At 64.8% G+C, this 18,964-nt stretch carries 23 protein-coding genes; 21 read left to right on the forward strand and 2 right to left on the reverse strand.

Going from position 1 to position 18,964, the window contains the following annotated elements; translation table 11 throughout:
* The first annotated feature begins 142 nt into the window (after positions 1-142).
* The 16 genes from BBSC_RS12740 to BBSC_RS13880 all read left to right on the forward strand — a co-directional run bounded on the left by BBSC_RS12740 (position 143) and on the right by BBSC_RS13880 (position 13,701).
* Positions 143-652 carry a hypothetical protein gene (locus BBSC_RS12740; protein WP_051923282.1) on the forward strand — a complete coding sequence of 170 codons (510 nt, stop codon included), beginning with the start codon at positions 143-145 and terminating at the stop codon, positions 650-652.
* A gap of 49 nt (positions 653-701) precedes the next feature.
* On the forward strand, positions 702-1,601 hold the full coding sequence (locus tag BBSC_RS13150) for a phage major capsid protein (RefSeq protein WP_081893092.1): 900 nt from the start codon (positions 702-704) through the stop codon (positions 1,599-1,601).
* 11 nt (positions 1,602-1,612) lie between these two features.
* Positions 1,613-2,179: a head fiber protein gene (locus tag BBSC_RS02015; RefSeq protein WP_081893091.1), complete on the forward strand. Its 567-nt coding sequence runs from the start codon at positions 1,613-1,615 to the stop codon at positions 2,177-2,179.
* A 14-nt stretch (positions 2,180-2,193) separates the two neighbouring features.
* Complete coding sequence (locus tag BBSC_RS02020) at positions 2,194-2,640, forward strand: Gp19/Gp15/Gp42 family protein (RefSeq protein ID WP_033519559.1); 447 nt, start codon at positions 2,194-2,196, stop codon at positions 2,638-2,640.
* Positions 2,640-2,963: a hypothetical protein gene (locus BBSC_RS02025; RefSeq protein ID WP_033519560.1), complete on the forward strand. Its 324-nt coding sequence runs from the start codon at positions 2,640-2,642 to the stop codon at positions 2,961-2,963. The genes BBSC_RS02020 and BBSC_RS02025 overlap by 1 nt, the downstream gene beginning before the upstream one ends.
* Before the next feature lie 3 nt (positions 2,964-2,966).
* Positions 2,967-3,212: a hypothetical protein gene (locus tag BBSC_RS02030; protein WP_033519561.1), complete on the forward strand. Its 246-nt coding sequence runs from the start codon at positions 2,967-2,969 to the stop codon at positions 3,210-3,212.
* Positions 3,209-3,604, forward strand: a complete 396-nt coding sequence (locus BBSC_RS02035) for a hypothetical protein (protein WP_046726117.1) — start codon at positions 3,209-3,211, stop codon at positions 3,602-3,604. The genes BBSC_RS02030 and BBSC_RS02035 overlap by 4 nt, the downstream gene beginning before the upstream one ends.
* A gap of 59 nt (positions 3,605-3,663) precedes the next feature.
* Positions 3,664-4,524, forward strand: coding sequence for a phage tail tube protein (locus tag BBSC_RS13155; RefSeq protein ID WP_197074448.1), 861 nt, complete (start codon positions 3,664-3,666; stop codon positions 4,522-4,524).
* A 122-nt stretch (positions 4,525-4,646) separates the two neighbouring features.
* Positions 4,647-5,024, forward strand: a complete 378-nt coding sequence (locus tag BBSC_RS02050) for a hypothetical protein (RefSeq protein ID WP_051923281.1) — start codon at positions 4,647-4,649, stop codon at positions 5,022-5,024.
* Positions 4,925-5,404 (forward strand): hypothetical protein, encoded by a 480-nt coding sequence (locus tag BBSC_RS13570; RefSeq protein ID WP_144414397.1) that lies wholly within the window; start codon positions 4,925-4,927, stop codon positions 5,402-5,404. Before BBSC_RS02050 ends, BBSC_RS13570 begins: the two co-directional genes overlap by 100 nt.
* Before the next feature lie 49 nt (positions 5,405-5,453).
* Positions 5,454-8,066: a tape measure protein gene (locus tag BBSC_RS02055; RefSeq protein ID WP_051923280.1), complete on the forward strand. Its 2,613-nt coding sequence runs from the start codon at positions 5,454-5,456 to the stop codon at positions 8,064-8,066.
* Between the two features lie 15 nt (positions 8,067-8,081).
* Positions 8,082-8,816, forward strand: coding sequence for a hypothetical protein (locus BBSC_RS02060; protein ID WP_033519563.1), 735 nt, complete (start codon positions 8,082-8,084; stop codon positions 8,814-8,816).
* A gap of 4 nt (positions 8,817-8,820) precedes the next feature.
* Positions 8,821-9,951, forward strand: a complete 1,131-nt coding sequence (locus BBSC_RS02065; protein WP_144414398.1) for a hypothetical protein — start codon at positions 8,821-8,823, stop codon at positions 9,949-9,951.
* Positions 9,948-11,102: an SGNH/GDSL hydrolase family protein gene (locus BBSC_RS02070; RefSeq protein ID WP_033519566.1), complete on the forward strand. Its 1,155-nt coding sequence runs from the start codon at positions 9,948-9,950 to the stop codon at positions 11,100-11,102. Before BBSC_RS02065 ends, BBSC_RS02070 begins: the two co-directional genes overlap by 4 nt.
* Positions 11,103-11,127: 25 nt before the next feature.
* Positions 11,128-11,493, forward strand: a complete 366-nt coding sequence (locus BBSC_RS12745) for a hypothetical protein (RefSeq protein WP_051923279.1) — start codon at positions 11,128-11,130, stop codon at positions 11,491-11,493.
* A 291-nt stretch (positions 11,494-11,784) separates the two neighbouring features.
* The gene (locus BBSC_RS13880; protein ID WP_048349652.1) at positions 11,785-13,701 is read left to right on the forward strand and encodes a right-handed parallel beta-helix repeat-containing protein; all 1,917 of its coding nucleotides are present in this window, start codon (positions 11,785-11,787) and stop codon (positions 13,699-13,701) included.
* A 66-nt stretch (positions 13,702-13,767) separates the two neighbouring features.
* On the opposite strand, the gene BBSC_RS13580 is transcribed toward BBSC_RS13880, so the two are convergent.
* Positions 13,768-13,968 (reverse strand): hypothetical protein, encoded by a 201-nt coding sequence (locus BBSC_RS13580; protein ID WP_144414399.1) that lies wholly within the window; start codon positions 13,966-13,968, stop codon positions 13,768-13,770.
* A gap of 101 nt (positions 13,969-14,069) precedes the next feature.
* Between BBSC_RS13580 and BBSC_RS02085 the strand changes: the two genes are divergently transcribed.
* From BBSC_RS02085 to BBSC_RS02095, 3 genes are read left to right on the forward strand one after another with little or no spacing between them, the layout of a single operon-like run.
* On the forward strand, positions 14,070-14,408 hold the full coding sequence (locus BBSC_RS02085) for a hypothetical protein (protein ID WP_033520075.1): 339 nt from the start codon (positions 14,070-14,072) through the stop codon (positions 14,406-14,408).
* Positions 14,409-14,423: 15 nt separating this feature from the next.
* Positions 14,424-15,422 carry an N-acetylmuramoyl-L-alanine amidase gene (locus tag BBSC_RS02090; protein WP_033520074.1) on the forward strand — a complete coding sequence of 333 codons (999 nt, stop codon included), beginning with the start codon at positions 14,424-14,426 and terminating at the stop codon, positions 15,420-15,422.
* A 17-nt stretch (positions 15,423-15,439) separates the two neighbouring features.
* Positions 15,440-15,736: a phage holin gene (locus BBSC_RS02095; RefSeq protein ID WP_033520072.1), complete on the forward strand. Its 297-nt coding sequence runs from the start codon at positions 15,440-15,442 to the stop codon at positions 15,734-15,736.
* Positions 15,737-16,246: 510 nt separating this feature from the next.
* Here the strand turns inward: BBSC_RS02095 and nrdF are convergent.
* Positions 16,247-17,272: a class 1b ribonucleoside-diphosphate reductase subunit beta gene (nrdF, locus tag BBSC_RS02105; protein ID WP_081892806.1), complete on the reverse strand. Its 1,026-nt coding sequence runs from the start codon at positions 17,270-17,272 to the stop codon at positions 16,247-16,249.
* A gap of 383 nt (positions 17,273-17,655) precedes the next feature.
* Between nrdF and BBSC_RS02110 the strand changes: the two genes are divergently transcribed.
* Together BBSC_RS02110 and rpsO are read left to right on the forward strand one after the other, a co-directional pair.
* Positions 17,656-18,396, forward strand: a complete 741-nt coding sequence (locus BBSC_RS02110; RefSeq protein WP_033520008.1) for a hypothetical protein — start codon at positions 17,656-17,658, stop codon at positions 18,394-18,396.
* Between the two features lie 177 nt (positions 18,397-18,573).
* Positions 18,574-18,843: a 30S ribosomal protein S15 gene (gene rpsO / locus BBSC_RS02115; RefSeq protein ID WP_033520007.1), complete on the forward strand. Its 270-nt coding sequence runs from the start codon at positions 18,574-18,576 to the stop codon at positions 18,841-18,843.
* The last annotated feature ends 121 nt before the right edge of the window (positions 18,844-18,964 follow it).

The following is an 18,964-nucleotide window of genomic DNA, read 5'->3' on the forward strand; positions in this document are numbered from 1 at the left end:
CATTCGAGTGGCTTTTCTCATATTCACAGGATTTCACGCCCGCGTACCGCGCGGGTGGGCGCAGCCATGCGCATCGCAACAAGAATGGCCGTCCACGCGCGGCGTCAGCGCGGCACCAACAAACAAGACAGGAGCCAGCATCATGGCCGACGAACAACCCACCGCAACCCCGGAAACACAGCAGGCCGCCGCGCAGCAGCCGGAACAGGCCAAGCCCCAGGAAACGGCCCGCTCGTATTCCGAGGAGGACGTGAACCGCATCGTCAAGGAACGCCTGGCACGCGAACGCGCCAAACACTCCGACTACGACGACATGAAACGCAAGGCCGGGGAAGCCGACACCCTACAGTCCGAACTGGAGAAGTCCAGGGCCGAGACCGAGGACCTGCGCACCAAGGTCGCACAGGCCGAACATGAGAAACAACTGGCGGGCATACGCTCCACCATCGCCTCGAAATACGGCATCGGCGACCCTACCGTTCTCGCGGTGGGCGACGACGAGGAGCAGATCGACGCCTACGCGCAGAAGCTCATGAAAACGTTCCGTCCCTATGACCGTCTCGACCAGGCGCGCAGCAAGGAAGCATCCGGCAAGGCTCCGGTGGATCCAGCCAAGGACTTCAAACGCGCCATGGCCGAAGCCGGCTACTGACCCCACCCATCTCCGAAACATTCCATAACAGCTCGAAAGGAGCACCATCATGGCCGATCCAACCATGAATCGCAAGTCCGCGGGTCTCGACCTGACCCCGGAGACCCAGGCGGAAATCTGGCAGAAAGCCGCCTACCAGAGCGCGTTCATGCAGCTCGTCCCGCAGATCAACCTGCCGGGCAAGGGCGTGCGCGTGCCCATCATCACCGGCGACCCCGAGGCCGACTGGGTGCAGGAGGGCGCGGTCAAGCCCAAGAGCGGCGTCGGTTTCGGCAAGAAGGACATGGTGCCGTACACCATCGCCGTGATCCTGCCGTTCTCCAACCAGTTCCGCCGCGACTACGAGTCCCTGTACACGCAGATCGTGGCCAAGGGCCCCGGCGCCATCGCCCGAAAGTTCGACCAGACCGTCATGGGCATCGGCGACGTGCCGGGCGCGGATTTCGACAGCCTGAAGGCCGCGCCGAAGATCGCCCTCGGCAAGACCGTATGGAAGAGCCTGAACGACGCGGACGATTCCGTCACCGCAGCCGACGGCACCGTCGACGGCTGGGCCCTCTCCCCGCAGGGACGTTCGATCCTGCGTCAGGCCACCGACAACAACGGCCGTCCCCTGTTCCTCGGCTCCATGGCCGAATCCGACGTGAACACCGTGCTCGGCAACCGCACCTACATCAGCAAGGGCGTGCACGTGCCCGCACAGGCCGCGGGCACCGGCGACAACCCGACCCCCGCAGTCCCGGAGATCGTCGGCGTGGTCGGCGAGTTCGCATCCGCCGCATGGGGTACGCCGGAGGGCCTGCAGACCTCTATCAGCGACCAGGCCACCGTCACCATCGACGGCAAGGCCGTCAACCTGTGGGAGCAGAACATGTTCGCCGTGCGAATCGAAATGGAAATCGGCTTCCGCGTGCGCGACATCAACCGCTTCGCCCTGCTCACCAAGTGAGGAGACGACCCATGGCATACAAAATCCATGTGATCCCCGCCAAGGACGCGGCCGCATACGTCGCCGAACACGACGGTGTGGCATTGGCCGTGTTCGTCGACGACGAGGGCAACCCCATCGACCTCAATGGCGGCGCTTCCGCTCCGACCGCGGGCAGCGTCACGCCGGCCAGTCTCGGCGGCTATGACGCCTCCACCGGACACGGCAAAACCGTGCAGGTGAAGGCCGACGGCAGCGGCTTCGACTTCGTCAACCCGATCACTGTTCCGACCGCCGACACGCTTGCCGGTGCCACCGATACGGGCAAGGGCGTGCTCAAGGCTGTGGATGCGGCCGCGGCGCGCAAGGCCATCGGCGCAGGCACGTCCAGCTTCAGCGGCTCTTACACCGATCTGGCGAACAAGCCGGTCATCCCGGCGGCCTACACGTTGCCCGCCGCGACCGCGGCCGCGTTGGGCGGCGTCAAGCAGGGTGCGGCGATCCCGAACCTCGCCACCGACGCGCCCGCCGCGGACATCGTCACCACGGTCAACAGCATCCTGACCCAATTGCGCGCCACCGGCGCCATCGCGGTCTGACGGAAGGCGGGACCATGTCCGACGACGAACCCACGGATCCGGGCATGGGAGGCGACATCCGGCCGCTGGCCACGCACGATGACCTGGAGAAACGCTGGCACACGCTAACCCCCGACGAACAATCGCAGGCGGACGAGCTGCTCGCGGATGCGAGCGAGATCATCCGCAACCGGCTGGCCAACTACACGGAGACCCACGACCCCGCATGGTGGCAGACGCACAGGCGCATGCTGACGGCGGTGTGCTGCCAGATGGTGCGCACCGCCATGGAACAGCAGGTTGCCGGCATACCCTATGGCGCCACCCAAGCGACAGAGACCACCGGCCCGTTCACCACGAGCTACGCATGGGCCTCGCCCGACGGCTACCTGCGGTTCGGCGACGACATGCTGCGCCAGCTCGGGCTTGGCGGCCAGCGCGCCTACAGCATCGACATGAGCACCGGAAAGGTGAACGGCTGATGGAACGCATCGACGTATGGCGCGGCGAAGCCGAGACTGACGCCGACGGCAACACCGTGCAGGGCCCGTTGACGCTCATCACGAGCTTCGACGGGCTCGTCGCCCCGGCGAGCACGCCGGAAACCGTCTCGGAGGAATCGTCGGGCGTGACCTTCGACCACACCATCTACATCCGCTCCGCGGAACCCACCGGAATCCTGGACACCGACCTGATCGGCGTCAGGGGCCGCAGGGTGCCCGTCGACGGCGTGGTATGCGAATGGCGCAAACACGACGGCACGCATGTGGGCGACGTCGTCAACGTGAAGCTCAAGGAGGGATAGATCATGGCGAAGAAGGTCAGGGTCGTGCTCAACCGCAAGGAGTTCGACCGGCAGATCCTGCACGAACTGCCCGCACCCATACTGGACGACGTGCAGAAGCAGATGGAGGGCATGGCCCAGGTCGATCCCGCGATCAAGGTGTACCGCAACGACGACAGGGAACGAGGCAACGTGGTCGCCACCGCTCCAGCCAAGGTCGAACAGGCGCACGGCGTATTGAACCAGATGCTGGGCATGGTGGTCGTATGAGTGCCATGCCGCCCACCCGCACGAGACGGGTGGAACCCGTGCTCCTGCCCCTGCTGCGCGAACGGCTCCCCGACGTCGGGTTCTCCAGCATCCGATCGCGCGATAATCCGCCGAGAGAATGCGTTCTCATCGGCGAACCCGGCCAAATGGCCACTCCGGTCACCCAGTACGTGCGCCTGCGCGTGAGCGTGTGGGCGCGCCGTGCCGACGGGACCGGCGACATCGACGCCGCGCAACGGCTCGCCGCGGACATCGAATCCTATCTGACCGGCCTGCACCCGCCACGGCCGGTCGTCACCATCGGCCACGAATCCGGGCCGATCCGCATGAGCGACGAGAACGGGTGCCTCATGGCATACCTCGTGCTCCTGCTCACCGTCGAAACCAACTAACCAACCCACCGGGCACGCCGCCACATGCCCCAATGGAATTCATTGAAAGGCATACGGCAATGGCCACAGACACCTCGTACATCACCAGCGGCAACAACGCGCAGCTGGTCAAACTCATCAAGGACTATGCGCTCTTCCTGTGGAAGCTCAAGGACCCGGATCTGCCGAACATGCCGGACTCAGAGAACTGGACGCCTCCGGAAGGCAAGCTGCCGGTCGGCTACAACAGCGAGGACGGCGCCGTGCTCCACCCCGAGCCCGGCGACGACACCGAGATCAAGGCGCACAACGGCGACATCGTGGTCTCCGAACAGGAGCCCGGCTACTGGACGCTGCAGATCCCCGGCATCGAATGCAAGAGGGACATCGCCGAAGCGTACTTCGGCGTCGAGGCCGACGAAAAGGGTGGTTTCCACGTTAGGGACGCGGCCACGAACATCGAGTACATGGCCGTGCTCGCCTGCCTCGACCAGTACGGCAACCCCATCGTCCTGCCCATCGGCCGCTGCAAGGTAAGCGACCGCGACGACATGACCCTCGTAAGCACGGAGGTTGTGACCTTCAATGTCACGTTCAAGATGTTCAAGGCGGCCGACGGCTACATGTTCCACGTCTACGGGCTGCTCGCCGCCGAAAGGGCCGGGCTCGCCGCCAGTGTCGAATCCGTGACGGCCGACCCAGCCACCCTGAGCGTCGCCGCGGGCAGGACCGCCACGTTCGCCGTCACGGTCAAACCCGACAACGCGGCCGGCTGGAAGCTCGCCGCCGCCAGCGCCGACACCGCGAAGGCCACCGCCACGGCGTCCGGGTCCACGGTCACCGTCACCGGGGTCGCGGCCACCGAAACCGGCAAGCCCGTCACCGTGACCGCCACGGCCGGCGGCAAGAGCGTCAGCGTGCCGGTCACCGTCACCGCCTGACCTTTTCCGGCACCCACCAGGAGCCCCCGATTCTTCCCCGCGCCGCAGGATGGCGGTCCCGACGGCACGGGGAACCCTCTCAACCACGGACCGCCGCCAACCCGCGAAACAAGGAGACCGCCATGACAGACACCATCTACGCGAAAGTCGAAACCCCCGTCATCGAAGACGAACCATTGGAGGACGTGCACCTCGACGTGCTCGGCGTCAAACTCGACCTTCCCAACCTCAACAGCGCGGACCTGCCCATCGACCTGGTCAACGTGATCCTCCTGGTCAAAAGCCAGACCACGCTCAGCGAGGAGCAAACCAGTTACGCGATGAGCGCGTTCCTCGCCTACTTCCAGCAGCTTCGCCCCGACTACTGGAACGCGCTGCGCAAGACCGGCAACGGGATCGCATGGCTGAGCGCAACCGTACGCGCCTGGGCCGAACAATCCGGACTGGACCCAAAAGCGCTTATCTCATCGTCCTCTGGCAAAACCACCGCGAAGCGCTAGAGTCCGACTGGCTGAACCGCTACCACACCATCTGGCGGCCCATCCGCCTCGACGCATGGCTCGACGCGCCCAATGGCCACAAGCCCAGGGCCAGCCTGAGCCTGGGCAAGGCATGGAAACTCACCCGCCAGATCCTACGCGACCACACCAGCGACTCATACGCCGCGCTGGCCGGATGGTCGTACACGCCAACCGGCGAGGAACTGGCCATGTGGGACCGGCTCGAACTCGAAGGCCGTCTGAAACGACGAGGCTGGCGGCCATGGACGGACAAACGCGCCGACCAGTTCGGTGCAACCCGCCAACAATCCCCGGCCGAACGCGCGCAACGCATGCGCCGCCGCCACCGGCTCAACCAACGATTCCACATCAGCGAATGATCCCGACCGCCATCGGGACCAACCACACCCACACGGAGGAACAGTCCCGATGGCACAGGAGATAGGCACCGTATACGTCCAGGTCGCCCCCAGCGGCAAGGACTTCGGCAAAAAACTCGAAGGAGACCTCACCGCCGCGGTCGCCCAGGCCGGCAAAAACGGCGGCAACAGCATCCTGACCAAACTCGGCGGCGCATTCGGCAAGATCGGCAAACTCGGCCTCGGCGCCATAGGCACCATCGCCGGAGGCGTCACCGCCCTCGCCGCCAAAGGCGGATTCGAACGCGCCCTGAACATCGAGAACGCGCAGGCCAAACTCAAAGGCCTCGGCCATGACAGCGCCAGCATCGCCGAGATCATGAACAACGCGCTCGCCAGCGTAAAGGGCACCGCGTTCGGCCTGGGCGACGCCGCGACCGTGGCAGCAAGCCTGTCCGCCGCCGGCATCGCCAGCGGCGAGCAGATGACCAACGTGCTCAAGACCGTCGCCGACACCGCCCAAATCAGCGGACGCTCGCTGACCGACATCGGCACCATATTCGGGTCCGTGGCCGCGCGAGGCAAACTGCAGGGCGACGACATGCTCCAACTCATGAGCTCGGGCGTGCCCGTCCTCCAGCTGCTCGCCAAACACCTGAACACCACCTCCGAGGAAGTCTCGGACATGGTATCCAAAGGCAAGATCGACTTCAACACATTCGCCACGGCCATGCAGGAAGGACTCGGAGGAGCCGCCCTCGCCGCCGGCGACACGTTCCAAGGCGCATTAGCCAACGTCAAGGCCGCGCTCGGCCGACTGGGCGAAGGCCCCGGCAAGATCGCGCTCGAATCATTGCGCAAACTGTTCAACGCGGCCATACCCGCCGTCGACGCCCTGAGCACACAACTCACCCCGCTCGTCGACAAGCTCAACGGCCAGCTCAGCCCATACGTGGACAAGGCCGCCAAATTCCTCGAAACGTTCTCCCAAGGACTCGCCGACGGCACCATCACCATACCCGGTCTCGTCTCCCAGCTCGGCTCCCTCGCCGGAGCGTTCGCCCTGTTCGCCGGCATCGGCGGCAACACGGACAAAATCACCGGCTTCCTCGACCTGCTCGGCAACAGCGGCGACAAAGGCCTCCAAACCCTCACCGGCAAGATGACGGCGCTGCCCGGCCAACTCAAGAAAGGATTCACGGCCTTCACGACGGACGCGAAGACCATCGCCGAAGACATCGCCTTCCCGTTCCAGCTCGCCGGCGAGAAAATCGCCGACAGCGGACTCGGACAGAAGGTCTCGGCGCTCGGCGCGCAACTGTCATCCAAGATCGGAACCATCACCGCACCATTCAAGACTAAACTCACCTCCGCATTCGCCGGCATGGCGTTCAGCTTCGAGAACAACCCGATCGTCACCTCGCTCCAATCGTTCGGCAACGGGCTAGGCGCGCTCGCCTCCAACGTGGCCGGCAAGGCCAAGGCCGCATTGGGTCCCATAGGCGACGCTTTCTCCGGCATCGCGTCCGTGGTAGGGCCCAGACTCCAATCCGGTCTCGGGGCCATCGGCTCGATATTCGGCAAATTCTTCAGCCCGGACAACTTCGTCAAGTACATGGGCATTGCCGGCATCATCGCCGCGCTGATAGCCGGTCTCGGCATGCTCGACCAGAGCATGCAGGGACAACTGTTCGCGATGATCGGCCAACTGTCCTCGAAACTGCCCGAAATGCTGCAGCAGCTGAACATGCAGATCACCGCCAACCTGCCGGCCATGATCGAACAGGGAGCCGCCATCCTGACCGCGATGGTGAACGCGATAGCGACGAACGCGCCACAGCTGATCGGCACGGCCGTGCTCATCGTCACCACGCTGGTCAACGGGCTCGCCGCCCAACTGCCCACGCTCATCCCGGCAGCCATCGGCATGATCACGGCTCTCGTGTCCGGCCTGGCCTCCAACGCGGGCCAGCTGCTCAACAGCGGCATGCAGCTGCTGCTCGGCCTCGTGCAGGGCATCGTGAACGCATTGCCGCAGCTGATCGCGCAGGTGCCGACCATCATCGGAAACCTCGTCCAATCGATAGCCGCGAACCTGCCGCAGATCCTCGAGACCGGCGTGCAGATCCTCGTCGCCCTCGCCAACGGGCTCGCCTCAGCGATACCGAAGCTCATCGGCCAGATCCCCGCCATCGTCCAATCCCTGCGGAAGGCGTTCACCAGCGTCGACTGGGGCGAGATCGGGCTGAACATCATCACCGGCATCGCGGGCGGCATCGCCTCGGCCGCCGGCACGCTGTTCAACGCCGCCAAGAACGCCGTATCCGGCGCATTGGAAAGCGTCAAGAGTTTCCTCGGCATCCACTCGCCGAGCCGCGTGTTCCGCGACCAGGTCGGCATCATGATGGGCCGAGGCATCGCCGAAGGCATTGACGACAGCCAAGCCTACGTCGACCGCGCGTTCGACGACATCGTCGCCGGGCTCAAACTCAACGGATTCACGCTCACCCCGCCAACGGTGGCCGACTACACGCCCAAGGACGTGCTCCAGCCGACGACAACCACCGACCAGCCAAGGGACACGAACGTCCAAGTCGACATCGACGCACGCGGAACCGACCCCGAAGTGCTGTTCGCCATGGCTGGAGCACGACTGGAAGCCATATCGGGCCAATGGGGGTAAACGCAAGGAGAATACATGCGCATACAGCTCACCACCGAGAACGACACGATCACCCTAACCGACAACAGACTCGACAACCGGGCTCACGCATGGATCACCCTCAACGGCATCGACGGACTGTTCGGCACGCCAAAACCACGGGAAACAGGAACCCCGATGCCGCAACAGGACGGATCCTACTGGCCTAGCCGCCTCACCGGCGAATCGCGAACCATCACCATCAAATGCGCGATGGCCCGCTTTTCGACCGCGGCCGCGGCGCAATTCCGAGACAGAATATGCGCGCTCGCCTACAAGCCGGTCACCCTGCTTGTGGAGGATGCGCTCGGAATACGCGCTTTGACCGGATGGCTCGCCGACGATCCCGCGCCAAGCATGCTGCTCAGTCTCCGGGCGTTCACCTTCACGCTCATCATCTATTGCCCCGACCCGTTGAAATACGGGCAGCCGGTCACCTACACGGCGTCCGGCGGCGTGATCCGCTGCCAGAACCCCGGCACGGCGGCCACATGGCCGAGCGTGAGAATATCGGGGCATGCGACCTCGCTGGCGTTGTCGTATGCGGGGCATCGCGTGAAATGGCAGGGCGACGCGCAGGACCTGGCATTGGATTTCCGCGACATGATCCCCAGCGCGGGCACCGTCACCTACGACGACGCGTTCCAGATCCCGCCGGGCGGCGGAACCGTGTCGGCCGTCGTCGTGGGCGGGGGAGCGGCATCGATGATCATACGACCGGCGTGGAGGTGACCTCATGGCATCACGGCCCGCACCGTTGACGGTGCATGTGTACGAGCCGGTCACCGGCCGGCACCTCTACCGGCTGCCCTACACGGCCGCCGACTGGACGGAGTCATTGAACCAGCCCGGATCCATGAACGTGACCGTCGACTACACGCGAACCGCCGCCAGACTCGGACTGTTCGAATCCCTGCGCTGCTGGAAGGCGCTGATCGCCCTGCAACGCGCCACCAATGGCGGTTTCGAGGTCATGCATGCGGGCCCGTTGACGGACTGGGAGTGGGACGCGGAGAACCGGAGCCTGAAACTCACGGTGGGAGGCGGCCTGACCCTGCTGACCAAGCGACTCGTCATCAACCACGCGTTGAAGGACTCGTGGCGCGACGGAAGCATGCTCCTCGACGAGAAACACCCCGCCGGGGACATGGACCTCACCCTCAAAGGCAGCTACGCGGACATCGCACGCGGACTGACCGCCGAGGCCATGCAATGGGGCGGCCTGCCCATCGGCCTACCCGCGACGACCGGCGGCGACAAGACCCGCACCTACTACGCGTGGGATCTGGCCACCTGCGCCGACCGGATCCTCGACCTGACCAACCTCGAACACGGCATCGAGGTCAGGTTCGACCCGCGCATTAAACCCGACGGGAGTCTCATATTCGACCTGCATGCCGGAGCCGAGCTTGTGGATTCGACGCACCAGTGGAACGCGGTCATCCCCGGCCAGCGCGTCATCCTCTCCTCGGTGGCCGGGGCCGGCGGGGCCATGACCTCGCAGGCATGGCTCACCGGAGGCAAGGACGGCGACAAGACCCTCATGTGCCGGCGCACCACCACCCGGCTCACCGAGGCCGGCTACCTGTTCTGCCAGTCCGCGGACACCACGCACACCACCGTCAGCGACCTGAGAACATTGCAGGCCCACGCATTGGGAGACCTCGCACAAGGCGCGTTCCCGGCCGAGACCTACAAGATTAAGGTCGGCGAAGAGCACAGGGTGCGCGTCGGCGACCATGCCGACCTGCGCGTCGAGGACGACCACCTCGGCTCCCGACTGCTCAGACTGAAGATCACCGACCTGAGCGGCTCCGCGGACAGCGACTGGCTCACCCTGCAGGCCCAGGAAAGGAACGAGACGTGAACGGCATCAACCAGACCCGCGCCATACCGGCGGGAACGCACGCCGTATGGTGCGGCGACAGCGTCACCCTAGGCACCGGGTCCAGCACGACCACGAAACGATACAGCACGCTGGTCAGCGGCGAACTGAACCTGACCGAACACAACTACGCCAAAACCAACGCCGGCTACCTGATCGACGGCAACACCATCGGCATGCAGCTCGACACGGCCAAAACCGACACCGGATACCCGCATAACCAGGTCGGCTACGTGTTCCTGATGACCGGACTGACCGACTCCTACCAGTCGCTGGCCAACATGCAGCAGGCAGTCTCGGACACGATCGGCAAGGCCAGGAGCATATTCACCGCTGCACGCATCGTCGTGGGCGTCGGCCCCGGATGCATCCCCGACGCCGACGACACCGAGGCGATCGCGAAACAGGGTCATATCCTCACCGCGATCACCCTGGCCGCAGTCGCGGCCGACGCGCTCGTCATCCGCAACATGCGCGCCATCTGCGGATCCGACCCCGACATGCACGCCACCGGCATCAACCCCAACGACGAAGGCATGAGGCTCCTCGCCCAAGCCGTCGTCGCAAGCGTCGATGCGGACAAGGGCGAACCATTGGATACGCCGGTCACCGACCTGACCCGCGTATACACGTCGCCCGGAGCCGACTGGGCCACCCGCCAAGTCAACGCGCAACGCAAACGCGAGGCATCGAAGAAAGAGGCGAACCGCCCAACCGGCACCGAACTGACCCAACTGACCTCGAAACTCGACGAACTCACCCAGACACAGGGCCTGCAACAGGTCATCATCGAGCAACAGCAGGCAGCGCTCGCGAAACAGCAGGCTCAGCTTGAAGCCCAGCAGGAGCAGCTCAAGGCCGCCCAGGATCAGTTGAAGAGCCAGCAGGCGTCGCTCGAGGCGCAGCAGAAGCAGCTCGGCCAGATCGTGGACCAGCTCAAGGGCATCGTGGACGACCAGGGCAGCACGGTCAGCCAGTTGAAGACCGTCACGGACAACCTCGCGGCCACGGACGGGCGCGTCGACCAGATCCAGCACACGCTCTACGACAACCAGGTCTGGCTGAAAACCCAGCTCGACAATCTGGACAGGCGCGTGACCGCGCTGGAGAACAAGGGCACGGTGACCGGATGAACGGATCAGTGAAGGGAGGGGCCGCATGAACGGCGTGTACGGCAAACGCGTCAAGCCGCTTGATGTGCGTCTCGTGCGCGGCGACGGCGAACGACTGGGCGGCCGCTGGCGGCGACGGAACCTCGCGACCGGCGAGATCACGGGAAAGGATCTGACCGGCTGGAGCGGGCGTATCGAACTGCGCTCGCCGGACGGCGTGGAGTTGTGGTATTCGCGTTCGTGCGACGAGATGACGGATGACGGGTACGCGGTGGCGAACCTGCCGCCCTCGGCGTTCGCGGCCGATATCTGGCTGCAGCGTCGCGGTGGGCAGTGGAAGTGCGTGGTCGTCAGTCCTTCGGGTGCGACGGTGCGCACGGTCGGCTGGGGTTATTGGATATTGAGCGATTGATAGGAATGGAGTGGCTATGAGCGAGCAGATCGTGGATCTGATGGAGAGCGTGATGCCCGGCCCGCAGGGCGTGCCGGGTCCGCAGGGGCCCATGGCGTCCGAAACCGCCGCGCAGGACGAGGCGGTCGCCGGTTTCGTGTCCGGCGAGGAGACGGCGACCTCGCTGGCGGTGTTCGGCCATGTGGACCGCGTGTACGACACGGTGTCGGCCATGCGCGCGGATCGTCTGCTGCGCGCCGGGATGGGCGCGCGCACGCGCGGCTACTGGACGCCCGGCGACGGGGGGCCGGCGTGTACCTGGTGTCGGACGATCCCATGTACGACGCGTCGGATATCCGTGACATGCGGCTTGTTTCGGGACGATACGCGACTCTGCTGGACGCGGACAACATCCGCAAGCTGGGCGCGAAGGGCGACGGCGCGTCGGACGACACGCTCGCGTTCCAGGGGGCCGCGAAGGCGGGCCTGCCGTGCCTGTACGTGCCCGAGGGCGTCTACGTGCTCTCCGACACGATCCGGTTCACGTCCCCCGTGCGCCTGGTCGGAGCCGGTTCGAACCTGTCCGTGCTGCGCACCGAACTGGATCTGCCCGTGCAGGTCGACAAGGCCAAGCTCATCCTGTGCGGCTCCGACACGCTCATCGCCCATTTGGGCTTCCGCCTGCACAATCCGGGCGACTACGCGATAGGCGTCTACCACGGGTCGCATGACGTGACCGTAACCCGCTGCCACGCGATCTCGGGCGCGCTCGTCCAGGCCAACGCCGACAAGTGGCTGACCGTGCGGCCGGACGGCGCGGAGATCACGGGCAGCATGTGCGAGCGGATCACCGTCTCCCATAACCGGTGCGACAGCTTCGGCGACGGGACCGAGAAGAAACCGTCGGCGCAGGCGGCGATCAACCTCAAATACTGCTCGAATAGCACGGTCGAGGGCAATATGATCGACAACGCGCTGCTCAAATGGTCGGGGATCCAATGGTGGGGCGGGGACGCCGACCCCAAGAAATACGATCCCGCGCTCCCCGTCGACAGCGCCCAGTTGGCGCGCAGCGTGCCCAAACCCTGCCACGACATCAGGATCGTGCGCAACACGGTGCGCAACTGCGGCGGCAGCGGGATCTGGGGCACGTGGACGCGCGGCGTGCTCGTCGAGGGCAACACCGTGTCCGATTGCTGGGACAACAACATCGGCAACGAGGGCAACGACAGGATGACCACCGTCAACAACCGCGTCATGTCCACGAACGGGGTGTGCTGCTACGCGGTCGCGTGGAGGGTCGACGAGCAGATCGTGGCCAACAACACGTTCGAGGGCGGCGGCGACCGGCCGTGCACGTTCATGGTCTCGTTCTCCAACCCCCTGCCCTGGGACTCCAGCTGCCCCACCGGCGTATTGGAGGGCAACACGTTCGTCAGCACCGGATCGGCGAACTGGTCGCTGGAGATCGGCGACAGCCTCAACCTGCACATGATCTCCGGCAACACGTTCCGCGACTCGTGCCTGCGCCTGGCATGCGACACGCCCAGCATGGGCGTCAGCATCCACGACAACGTGTTCCTCTACCAGCGCCACTACGGGCCGCTGTCGGACACCTGGTATCCGTCCAACCAGGACGGGCACCCGTCCACCCACGCGTACGCGATCCTCGAGATCGGCTCGGCCCGCGGCGGCCGCGTGTCCGTCAAAGGCAACCGGATCGTCGACAACGCGGCGCGCACGGACTCCATGCCGTGCATCCTGGTCGCGCCACTGTACGGCGACGACACGAGGGACGCGGCCACCGACAACCAGATCGTCCTCGAGGGCAACATCGTGCGCAACGCCCTGCCCGCCGCCCAGTCCGGCCCCGCCTACGCGCTGCTGACCAAGTCGGACGGCGGCGTCAAGAGCGTCCTGGTCGAGGGCAACGTGGCCGACGTGCACGGGCCCGCGGTCTACCAATGGGTCGACCACGTCGCCGACAAGCCCAACAGCGCCAAAACATCCGAGGTCGTCTACCAGATGGGCTTCAACCGCAAGGCCAACCACAGGGACCCCTACTGGATGTCGTACGCCAGCGTCAAGAAGGAATACGCGCACATGGCCAACTGCCTCATCCCGATCAACAACAGCACCACCGGCAGCGGACAGGGAGCCCTTGACTACAACCTCGTATGGATCAGCTGGCAGCGCACCACATTCAAAATCCCACTCACCATGATCTAAATCGGATCATAGCGAAATACGAAAAAGCGGCGCATCCCCCGAGGGGATGTGCCGCCGAGTTCGAGGTCAGGCGTGCACCGGTGCTCCGAACACGTAGGCGTCGTATCCTCTCCAGACATGGCCGATCACACGCAGGCTCCCGCCTTCCGGATCACGCACGATCTCGCCGAACGCCGGGAGCCAATCCATATCGCCGGCCTCCTTGAAATCCCGGTACGACATACGGCTACGGCACTCCACCTGACGGCACAGAATGATCTTCCCCATTCCTCATCACCTCCTCGTCTAGGCCCTGCATCATGCGGGGTGGGGAGCAACAGCATAGCACCTCGAACCCCGGAAAAAGACGAAAATCCTGGAGGCATCCCATGACCCTTCCCGAAGGCCTGCCCGCATGGGCGTACATCGTCGTGGCCGCGCTGACCGTGGGCTCGAACATCATCACCGCACTATGGGCCGACCGGAAAGGCAGGGAACGCGACCGGGCCACGCGCGGAGAAATCACCAACAACCATCCCAAACCATTGCGCGACGACCTCGACGAGAAGAACCGCAGCGTGCTCGACGCGATCGACGGGCTGCGCGACGACATGAACGGCGAGTTTGCGACCGTCAACCGCAGGATCGCCAACAGCGAGGACAACCTGACCGAACTGCGCCGCGAGGTCCACGACCTACGCGGCCAACACCAACCACCAACCAAATAGAAAGGAACGATCCCCATGAAGAACTGGGACACCCTCGAAGCGGACGAGGACATGATCCTCACCACGCATTACACGCCCGGACGCTCCGGCAGGAAGATCGACAAGGTTCTCGTGCATCACAACGCGGGCAACCTGAGCATCGCCGGCTGCTACAGCGTGTGGCAGACCCGCGAGGCGTCCGCGCACTACCAGGTCGATGCCAACGGGCGCATCGGCCAGCTCGTGTGGGACGCCGACACCGCGTGGCACGCCGGCAATTGGGAGGCGAACCTCACCAGCATCGGTATTGAGCACGCCGACATCAGCACGAACCCGTGGAAGGTGTCAGACGCCACGCTCGACAACGGGGCCCACCTCGTGGCCGCGTTGTGCAAACACTACGGGCTCGGCCGACCCGCATGGGGTGTCAACGTGTTCCCCCACTCCGCGTTCAGCAGCACCGAATGCCCCGCATCGCTCTACGGCTCGCAAAAGGACGCGTACATGGCCAAGGCGCAGGCATGGTACGACTCGATGACCGGCGGCAAGCCCGCACCCAAGCCGTCCACCCCGGCACCCGCGCCGCAGGCCGCCGATCTCAATGCCCTCGCGGACGCGGTCATCCGCGGAGACTACGGCAACGGGGAGACCCGCAGGGCCCGGCTCGGCGACAAGTACGACGCCGTCATGGCCATCGTCAACCAACGCTACGGCATCACCGCAGGCAGCAACGGCAACAGTGGGGGCGGCAACGGGGGTGCGAGCATCGACGACCTCGCCCGCCGCGCCATCAACGGCGAGTTCGGCAACGGCGAGCAACGCAAGGCCGCTCTCGGAGCCAACTACCAGGCCGTACAGGCCCGCGTCAACCAGATGCTCGGCCAGGGCGGCGGTTCCGCGCCGAGCGTAGACCTCAACGCCCTGGCAGACGCAGTGATTCGCGGTGACTACGGCAACGGCGATCAGCGTCGCAACGCGCTGGGAGCGAACTACGCGGCCGTGCAGGCCATCGTCAACAAGAAACTCGGATACTGAAAGGAAAGGGACCCATCATGACGGAAAACCCGATCGACACCACCCCCGAAAACGATACGACCACCGTTGCGGAACAGGACGCACCCGACACTACGGCCCCCGCATGGCTCATCCCCGGCAAACTGTACGACGTGCTCAAATGGCTCGGCCTCATCGCCTTCCCCGCGCTCGCACTCTTCGTGGGAGCCGTCGGCCCCGCATGGGGATGGCCATACATCGACGCCGTCGTCACCACGCTCAACGCCCTCGGCACCCTATGCGGCACGCTCATCGGCGCAAGCGCCATCAAAGCCAAATACGATCTGGCCGCATGACGCTTTCCTTACCGATATAGTAGGTGAGGGAAACGCAGGGGACTCATCCATATGGCAGATCATGCGGATGAACCCAGAAAGAATGATTCAATCCCGAATGTTACGTTTCCGCCCCGCCCGGCACTGCAGGTGACCCAATCATGGGTCGCACTGCAGTGCCGGGCGATCTTTCGTCGCTCAAGAAGCCAGAATGCGGTATCATGATGTCAATCTCCTGCTAGGAGACGAAAAAATAGAGACAGATAAGGTTAGGGCGACCATAGGGCGACCTAGGAACATTGGATACCCGGCAAACGCAAACGGCAGTAGACGCGCGGGACACCGTGCCATCAGTCTTCCAAACTGATTACGCGGGTTCGATTCCCGTCATCCGCTCCACTGGCAAAGGCCGGAAACCCGATGATTCCAAGGGTTTACGGCCTTTTGTCATGCTTGGCCGCGTATCGCGTATCGTGGGTCCGTCCTCCAAAAGGGAAGCCGGGCATGGAGAGTGAACTGGCGGCGCGGCCGCTAGAACTCCCAGTCCTCGTCGTTGGTCGATTCCGAGACGCCCATCACGTACGAGGAGCCCGAACCGGAGAAGAAGTCGTGGTTCTCGTTGGCGCTGGGCGACAGGGCGGCCAGCACCGCCGGGTTGACCTGGGTGTCCCCGGCGTCGAACATGGCGTCGTATCCCAGGTTCATCAGCGCCTTGTTGGCGTTGTACCGCACGAAGGTGGCCGCGTCGTCCATCAGCCCGACCGGCTCGTACAGCTCGCCCGAGTATCGCATCTCCAGATCGTAGAGCTCCCGGACCAGACCGTAGACGAACTCGCGCATCCGCTCCTGCTCCCCGGCGTTTTTGGTCTCCAGCCCGCGCTGGTACTTGTATCCCGAATAGTATCCGTGAACGGCCTTGTCGCGCAGGATCAGGCGGATCATGTCGGCGGTGTTCATCAGCAGCCCGCGGGTCGAGTAGTACAGCGGCAGGTAGAACCCCGCGTACAGCAGCAGGGACGAGAGCAGCGTGGAGGCGGCCTTGCGCTTGAGCGGGTCGTCCTCGTAGTAGAAGCGCATCACCGTCGTCGCCCGCCGCTGCAGCAGGTCGTTGCCCACGGCCCACCGGTAGGCCTCGTTGGTTTCCGCCGTGCTGGCCAGCGTGGAGAACACCGACGAATAGGAGCGGGCGTGCACGGCCTGCATGAACGCGATGTTGGTGTACACCGCCTCCTCGTGCTCGGTGCGCGCGTCTTGGATCTGCGAGGGTTCGCCGACGGTGGCCTGCACGGTGTCCAGCAGGGTCAGGCCGGTGAACACGCGCATCACGAGCCGGTGCTGGTCGTCGCTCATGCCGTTCCAGGTGGGGATGTCGTTGGACAGCGGCACCTTCTCGGGCAGCCAGAAGTTCGAGGTCAGCCTGTTCCAGATCTCCAGGTCCTTCTCGTCCTGCAGCTGGTTCCAGTTCACCGGGCGGAGCCGCCCCTGCGGGTTCCTCGGCCACTTCGGCGGGGTGATGGAACCGGGGATGACGTTCTGTGCGGATGGATCGGTATGCATGCTCGCTGTTTCCTTTCTCACAACATCGGCGCGCATCGGCCGCGGTTCGGGCCGCGGTGGATGCGCCAACAAGCGAGTCCACGCTAACACAATATCTAGTGGTTCAAGACGATATTGCGCACTATATATTGTGATGCGCGTTACATCTGGGGCCGCCAAGCAAACCGATGGGTGGGCATGCGCGCGGACGGTTGGACCGGCGTGCGGGCGGCTGGGGCCCGCGGATGGAGGATAAGGGAGGGCGCGCGCTCCGCGTTCCCCCGGACAGCCCCGTGCCCCGCTGCCCGTACCCCGGGTCCGCGCCGCGGGTTGCGTGCTACGTTTGCCCGGCACGTTAGTATGGTCTGGCGGGAATGGTCGGTCCGAATTGACGAGGTGAGCATATGGCGAGCGAAGCGCATGCTGGCGAATCCGATCCCAAGGCGTCCGAATCCGACGGGTCGGCCGCGCGGGTCGCGCCGGCGCCCAACGAGGCGACGGAGGTCGTCGGCGGCCGGATCGAGACGGTCGGCGTTTCCAAGCATCCTGCGCCGTCGATCCCGGAATCGTCCCTGTCGCTGGCCGACATCGAGCGCAGCCAGTCGCATCCGGTGCAGTGGGTGGTCTATATCGCCTTCGTGCTGATCGCGATCATCGCCCCCTACTGGCTCGGGCGTCTGCTCGCCGTGCAGCAGACGGCGTGGCTCACCGGCCAGATGAGCGCCTTCGAGCCGCGGGGCCTGGCGTTCCTCTCCTGGACCGTCACCGTGGTGGCCGTCACCGGGCTCGGCGTGGCCGTCGTCGAGTCGAAATCGTGGCTGTGGCGCATCGTGTTCGTCGTCGGGCTGGCCGCGGAGCAGTTCATCGCCGGGCTGAGCCTGCTCAAACTCAACTTCTGGTATTCCACCTATGTGGTGTACGGCGACGCCGCGCCGCTGGCGAACGCGGCGAATCTGGGCATCATCGGCGCCGGGTTCGGCGTGGCCGTGTACGCGGTGCTGTGGGTCGGCCTGCTGATCCTGATCCGCAAGGACTCGCCGCTCAATGTGCTCACCCGCAGCTGGGCGTCGTTCATCATGTTCTTCGTGATCGAGGTGATCGCGCTGCTCGTCGTGATGTTCGGAGGCCTGCTCACCACGGTGTGACGAGGTGTGAGGCGGTGTGAGGCGATTGCGTCGCCGCCGTCGCCCGTCGCCTTCGACGGCCGTCCGTGCGTAGTCCCTACCTGCCCGTATAGTATCTCCTTGGCGTGTTTCGCCCGCGGATAGAGAGCGCGCCGGCATTGGGCCGGCAGCACCGCGCAGCAATACAAGGAGGATGCCGTGGCACTTACGGCTGAAGAAAAGCAGGACATCATCGCCAAGTACGCTACCCACGAGGGTGACACGGGTTCCCCCGAGGTGCAGGTCGCGCTGCTGAGCAAGCGCATCGCCGACCTGACCGAGCACCTGAAGGAGCACAAGCATGATCACCACTCCCGTCGTGGTCTGCTGCTGATGGTCGGTGACCGCAAGCGCCTGCTCAGCTACCTCAAGGACGTTGACATCAACCGTTACCGTGCCCTGATCGAGAAGCTGGGTCTGCGTCGATAACTGAATTCTTCCGCCCGGGTGCCGCAATGGCGCTCGGGCGTTTTACATGGCAAGACAGAGGATAGGCGGCGGGGTAAGCCGCGAGATGTTGTTTTGGGAATGTGAAGTTTGGTCCGCTGAA

Origin of the sequence: Bifidobacterium scardovii JCM 12489 = DSM 13734 (assembly GCF_001042635.1) — a bacterium.
In the GTDB taxonomy this organism is placed as follows: domain Bacteria; phylum Actinomycetota; class Actinomycetes; order Actinomycetales; family Bifidobacteriaceae; genus Bifidobacterium; species Bifidobacterium scardovii.